Here is a 5,672-nt window from a genome sequence, read left to right on the forward strand (position 1 = left end):
GCAGCGCTCGCGCAGCACCTCGCGCCGCTCGCGCTCGGCGCGCAGGGCGGCCATCGCCGCCTGGATGGTCGCCGGGTCGCGCCCCAGCACCGGCTCGCGCCAGTTGTGGGCCAGCCCCCGCCATAGCGCGAAGTCGCGCTTGGGGTCGATGGCGAGCACCTGGAGCTGCGCGGTGGTCAGGCGCAGACAGAGCGTGGCCAGGATCAGGAAGGCCAGGTTGCCCTTGCCGTAGCGGGTCTCGCCCGAGATGGCGATGTGACCGGAGAAGTATTCGCTCGCGGGCCACAGCGAGTAGCCAATCGCATTCGGCGGGCGATTATGCGCCTGCTTCCAGCCCACCGGAAAGATGAACGGATCTTCGGCAGCCACCTCGTACGAGACGAGATCCCGGATCGTGGGCACAATCCCCGGGGGCGGGTTCTCCGCCGGGCGCGAACGCGTGAGGTGGTCGGTCGCCTTCTGGTGGGTCACCGCATCAATCGCGCCGAGATAGGTGCGAAACTGATCCTCGCGCGCGGCGGCCTCGGCGACGATCTGCTGCTCCCGCGCGGCAGCCTCGGCGATGATGCGCTCGCGATCCCGCTTGAGGCGGCCAATGTACGCCTGCTGCCCCTTGATCGTCAGCGCGACCGAAACGATGATGCCGATCAGCGTAAGCAGGAATCCCACGCCCTGGGCGCCGACCAGGAGACCGTCCGTGGGATCGGCGGTCGGCGGTGCTGTTTGCTGCAGCACCGCCGACGCCAGCATCGGGAGCAGGTGGTGAGACATACTATCCCCACGGCTAGGCAGGGCGCCGTTTCCACACCTTGCGCACCCGCCGGTAGAATCGGACGAGCAGAACCTCAGCGTAGAAGGCGACCGCGCCACTGGCCAAGGTGATGACCACGGCGGCGGGCCACCATGCCGGCCAGACGACCACGATCTCCGGCGTGCTGGTACCAATCTGTTCCCGCAGCTTCGCGACGAGCACCGGCCACAGAGCGGGAAGCCACGCGCCGGGGCTGCGGGGAAGGTCGCCGAGCGCACCTGGGCGGTAGCGATCAGCGATGGTAATCATACCATACACGTTGGTGAGCGTATTGACAATGATGAGGACGGCACCAATTACGAAGGTGCGGTCGCGCTGGCGCAGGAAGTGGCGCTGCCCCAGTGAGATGAAGATGTGCAGGACCGTCGCCAGCAGCAGCCCCACGTCGGTCGCCGGGAGGATGGTGCGTGTGAATCCGAAGACGGTACACGCCATATCGACGGCGTAGGGCAGGACACCAATGATCACGAACGCGCCGAACTCGGCGAAGACCTGCTTCCACCAGTCTAGGCCCGTGTCCACCACATCCGGCTCAGGCTCGGAGTGATAGACCCTGACCGGCTCAGCCCTTCTGGCATGCTCAGGGGCGGGCTCAGCCTTTCTGGCAGGAGGGGTGGGCTCAGCCCTTCTGGCCGGCTCAAGGGCGGGCTCAGCCCTTCTGGCCGGCGCACCGGCGATGAGATCCGCCAGCAGATCCCCGTCAGGCTCGACCGGGCGATGCCCCCGTGCGCCTGGGGGGGGGATGTATCTCAGGTCGTCTTTCGCCACCCCCGCTGGCGATAGGTCTTTATCGACTGATGGCATATCCCTGCGATCCTCTCTACGCGCCAGAGCCATCCGCCTGCGCCCACTGCGCGGCGCGGGCTGCGGCTTGGATATTCTTCGTGGTGGTGTTGGTCGCAAACACGGTGATCAACCCGGTGATCGGGTCGAGGAACTGGACGCCCTCGATAGTGAAGCTATCGCCATCATCGCGGATCGCCTCGACGACCCGGTTCCACCGAAAAGAACCCGCGTGGGAGCTGCGGGGTTTCAACCCCGGCAGAGGAAACGCGGGCGCGGCGCATCGAGGACTCGCACTTCGGATGTGCTCGCCGCAAATAACTGACTCGATAGTGCATCAGGCAACCTCTTCCCGCACGGTCTAGAGAAAATCGGTGCCGCCCAGCCCCTGAATGCTGTCGGCCGCATCGTCCGCGATCTCATCCTCAACGGCGTTATCAACGGGGGGCAGTCCTGTCGACCCGTCAGACACCTCGATCTGCAAGGTCGCCAGCACGCCCGTCCGGCGCAGCAGCGGCAGACAGTGGAGCAGATCCTGGGCAATCAGCATCGCGAGCGCCTCCTCCGTCATCCCCGCGGGGATGGTGCCGCCCAGGCTCACCAGCCGGGCCAGGTCGATCTGGAGCCCACGGCGCCAGATCCGGTAGGCGAGGTCGGAGTCGTTATCGACCTCGGGATAGAGCGGTTGGATCGCCCCTGCCTGATCACGCTCATCTACGGTAATCCGCAGCCGCCCGAAGGTGCTGCGGTCGCCTGGCGGCCGCCCGCGCCGCGCCGCCAGGGATGTGTGCGGCGCGGGCTGCTTTGCGTCCTTCATGTGTCGGCCTACTTTCCTGCCGCCCGGTGGATGAGGCCAAACAGCGCCCCAATCACGTTGAGCAGGCTGGAGAGGGGGCCGTCCACCAGCAGATAGTCCTGGCCCGCCTGCTTCGCCTCGTGAGCCAGCACATCGGTCAGCAGACCGTTTAGCAGCCGCACCCCGCCCCCGGTAATGGTGACGAACTGCCGGCTATCCCGCAGCTCACCGAGGACATCGGCCAGCATCTCCTGGCCGTTGCTCGCCACCACCCGGGCCACATCGGCGGAAATATTCACCCACCGGCCCGACTTCATCACCTGCTTACCGACCAGCGCCTGCTGGGCCTCGACATCGCCACGGATGAGGCCGGTGAACTTCGGGTCGTTGCGCAGCGCCTTGGCGATGCGGATCGTGCCGTCGCCCGGCCGCCGGTTGATCATCCGCGAGGGCTTGAACGACACCTCGCAGACGTGCAGGTCGCCCCCGCCAATGTCGATCACCCGCATGCCGCCGGCGTCCAGGTTAAGCATCTGCCTGCCGTTGGGCGCGCGGGTCACCGCAACCACCGTCCCAGCCGTCTGGGCCAGGGGTAGCACCGTAGCCACTCGGATCGTCCACGTCTCCGGCGTGGTGCGGGTCTCGTCATCCGTGCGCCCGATCTCCCACACCTTCCCCTTCAAGTACCTCGTGAGCGCATCGAGCGTGCGCGGCTCCACGGTCGGCTTGGCGTCGTCACCCTCGATGATGATCTCGGTGTTCGGCACCGCCAGGCACAGCGCGATCTGGTACTCGCCAGGCTCGTAGCCGGCCGTGCGCAGCAGCTCGACGATCCCTGCCCCAATAAACCAGCGCTGGCGATCATCGTCGAGCCGCTGGCGGGTTGGCCCGATACGCAGCGAGCCGCCCTGGTGCCGCAGGGCGGTCTCGCCCGTCCAGAAGGACATGCCCTCACAGGTGTAGGTGATCTCCTGCGTCCCCTGGATCTGCTCGGCTGGCGCAAACGCCGTCGGGATACGAACGGTGCGCAGCGTCGTGTGGCTCACTCCCTGCGCGTCGGTCGTCGCGTGGAGCGCCGCGCCCTTGAGCGCGTCGTTGCCGTTGTCGATCGCCACCGGGATGAGCGTCACGCTGCCGATCCTCACGGTTGGGCGCAAGCTCACGGTCGGAGCCTGCCCCTCGGCCCAGGCGCGGGCCACAATATCGAGAATGCTGCCCTGTGGGGCGCCGATGATGGTCTGGTCAGCGGTCTGGGTCGTCTGCATGGATATCTTCCTCTGTGATTGATTTATTGGGAATATATATTCCCAGAAAATACGGCTACCGGCTCCGACGAGGGAATTGTTGGGAATATGTATTCCCAACAATTCCCAAGGGCTTCGTGCGCGACGGCGGGAAAACGGAGGGAAAACCGCCCCGATTTCCCTTCCCCGGTTTCTCGTGATTTCTCCCATCCCTGATGCGGTTTTCAGCGTTTTCAGCGTTTTCTAAAACCGCTCTAGGAGGGCGGATCGGGGCGTGTGCGGGAAACCCGAAACCCGGAAATCGCCCCGATCCGGCGCGTGTCCGATCAGTCGCTCGCGACGGCGCGGGCAATGAGCGCGGCGATAGCCGCCGCCAGCGCCGCATCCGAGGCGGTGTACGGTCCATCCCAGGTGTCGGCGATGGCCGGCACTCGGTAGCTCCAGCCGTCGAGCGACGGGCGGATCTCGATGCCCGCCCGCTCGATGGCTTGCCACCAGCTCGTGTGTGTGTGGCTCAGCCGCAGGAATGCACCTCGCTCCTCATCTGCCGCCGCCTCGGCCGCCGCTCGGCCGCGCTTCGCCTCGGCGAGTTGGCACAGCCACGGGCGCACGATCCGGCGCAGCTCCACGAGTAACCTGCGGAAATCCTCCCCGCACCGCGCGTCGCTATCCAGCCGCCCGCTCGCGCTGGCGCTGGCCCAGCGGAGCAGCTCCAGCAGGCTGCGGTAGGCCGCACGCGGGTCGATCACCTCCTCCGCTGGCGGGCAATCTGTGGGTATGGTCGTCGTGTGCATCGTGATTGTCTCTCTCAGTACCAGGCGGTGAGCGGCTGCCACCACCTGCGATTGTTCAGATCGGACCAGCTGTAGACCTCCGAAATCACTGGACGCTGCGCCACCACCCCGTTCGACGCGACGGGCAGTGGCGAGGCCCACCGCACCGCGATCCCCTCATCATCGACCGAACTGACCGTGGCCCATACGCGATAGGCGGTGCCAGTCACCGGACGATCATCAGCCCCCCAGGCCAGGATGTTGGTGTGGACCCGCAGCCGTTGGAACTCCCGGTAGCGCCGAGATAACGCCCTCTCGCCCTGCCCTCGGCACGGGCGAGTGTTTATGTGGACAATCAACGCCCCGACGCAGACGCCACCGAGCAGCGCGATAATGTATCCAAGCATTGCTATTCCTCGTTTCTCTGCGCGTGTATCTGTCGCACACGTTCGTGCAGGCGAGATCGGGCATCGCGCAGCAACTGGCGTTCGCGCCGATAGCTGAGAAACGACCGCGTGCCAAGCCCTACCAGTATGACGATCCCTACTGCGGCGATCACCATCACGTCCACATTGAAGCTCGTCAACGACGATCGACGCGCGGGCGCTGGTCGTTGTAGCTCGCCTCATCCTCTCCCACATACTGCGGCTGTGCGGATGCCCGCTCGGCCTGCCCGGCGCGGCGCGGCAGCAGCGCGTTATCGGTCAGGCTCTTGTGGATGTAGTCCAGGTAGCCGCAGATGTCATCGTTATCGTCGAGGCTGCTGAACGGGACGGCGGCGCCGCTGACCGTTTTCACGCTCTTGCCGATGTCGCGCAGCGTGCCGTCGATGCCCTTCACCAGGCCGCGCATCACGCTGGCGAGCTCCTCCTTCTCCTGCACAGTCAGGTTCGCGAAGCGGTTACTGACGGGCGGCTCCTTTTTCGCTATAGTCTCTGTACCGCGAGGGTGCTGGGAAGCTCCCCCCGCGGACGGCAGGGCGTCGCTCGCCCTGCCTCCCTCCGCCCCGCGCCGGATGTGACCGGCGCGGGGCGATCCGCTCCTGAACCTCTACCCCGCCCGCAACCGTTCGTATAGCTCCACCACCTCCGTCTCGTGCGCCTCCCGATCGTAGGAGATGCGCACCGCCTCCGTCAGCGCCTCGGGCAGCTCGGCCTGCCGCACCCGGCACCACGCCCTGTCGCCACGCCCTGCGATCCACCAGCGGCAAGTGGCACAGCACCGCTCGGGCCGGCCGGGCATCTACAGCTCAAATGTTCCTATCT

At 66.3% G+C, this 5,672-nt stretch carries 8 protein-coding genes; all 8 read right to left on the bottom strand.

Features of this window, described 5'->3' with window-relative positions; genetic code table 11:
- The coding region (locus K2Z83_RS27680) for a hypothetical protein (RefSeq protein ID WP_220598403.1) at positions 1-771 on the bottom strand (771 nt) is incomplete at its 3' end.
- 13 nt (positions 772-784) lie between these two features.
- Positions 785-1,333, bottom strand: a complete 549-nt coding sequence (locus K2Z83_RS27685) for a hypothetical protein (RefSeq protein WP_220598404.1) — start codon at positions 1,331-1,333, stop codon at positions 785-787.
- A 298-nt stretch (positions 1,334-1,631) separates the two neighbouring features.
- The gene (locus K2Z83_RS27690; RefSeq protein WP_220598405.1) at positions 1,632-1,847 is read right to left on the bottom strand and encodes a hypothetical protein; all 216 of its coding nucleotides are present in this window, start codon (positions 1,845-1,847) and stop codon (positions 1,632-1,634) included.
- 108 nt (positions 1,848-1,955) lie between these two features.
- The gene (locus K2Z83_RS27695) at positions 1,956-2,411 is read right to left on the bottom strand and encodes a hypothetical protein (protein ID WP_220598406.1); all 456 of its coding nucleotides are present in this window, start codon (positions 2,409-2,411) and stop codon (positions 1,956-1,958) included.
- A gap of 8 nt (positions 2,412-2,419) precedes the next feature.
- Positions 2,420-3,655 carry a hypothetical protein gene (locus K2Z83_RS27700; protein ID WP_220598407.1) on the bottom strand — a complete coding sequence of 412 codons (1,236 nt, stop codon included), beginning with the start codon at positions 3,653-3,655 and terminating at the stop codon, positions 2,420-2,422.
- 305 nt (positions 3,656-3,960) lie between these two features.
- A complete protein-coding gene (locus K2Z83_RS27705) occupies positions 3,961-4,428 on the bottom strand; it encodes a hypothetical protein (protein ID WP_220598408.1) in 468 nt (155 codons plus the stop codon).
- A gap of 14 nt (positions 4,429-4,442) precedes the next feature.
- A complete protein-coding gene (locus tag K2Z83_RS27710; protein ID WP_220598409.1) occupies positions 4,443-4,814 on the bottom strand; it encodes a hypothetical protein in 372 nt (123 codons plus the stop codon).
- A 175-nt stretch (positions 4,815-4,989) separates the two neighbouring features.
- Entirely contained in the window at positions 4,990-5,289 is a 300-nt protein-coding gene (locus tag K2Z83_RS27715; protein WP_220598410.1) for a hypothetical protein, read from the bottom strand.
- Between the last annotated feature and the right edge of the window lie 383 nt (positions 5,290-5,672).

The organism is Oscillochloris sp. ZM17-4 (assembly GCF_019599295.1).
Lineage (GTDB): Bacteria > Chloroflexota > Chloroflexia > Chloroflexales > Chloroflexaceae > Oscillochloris.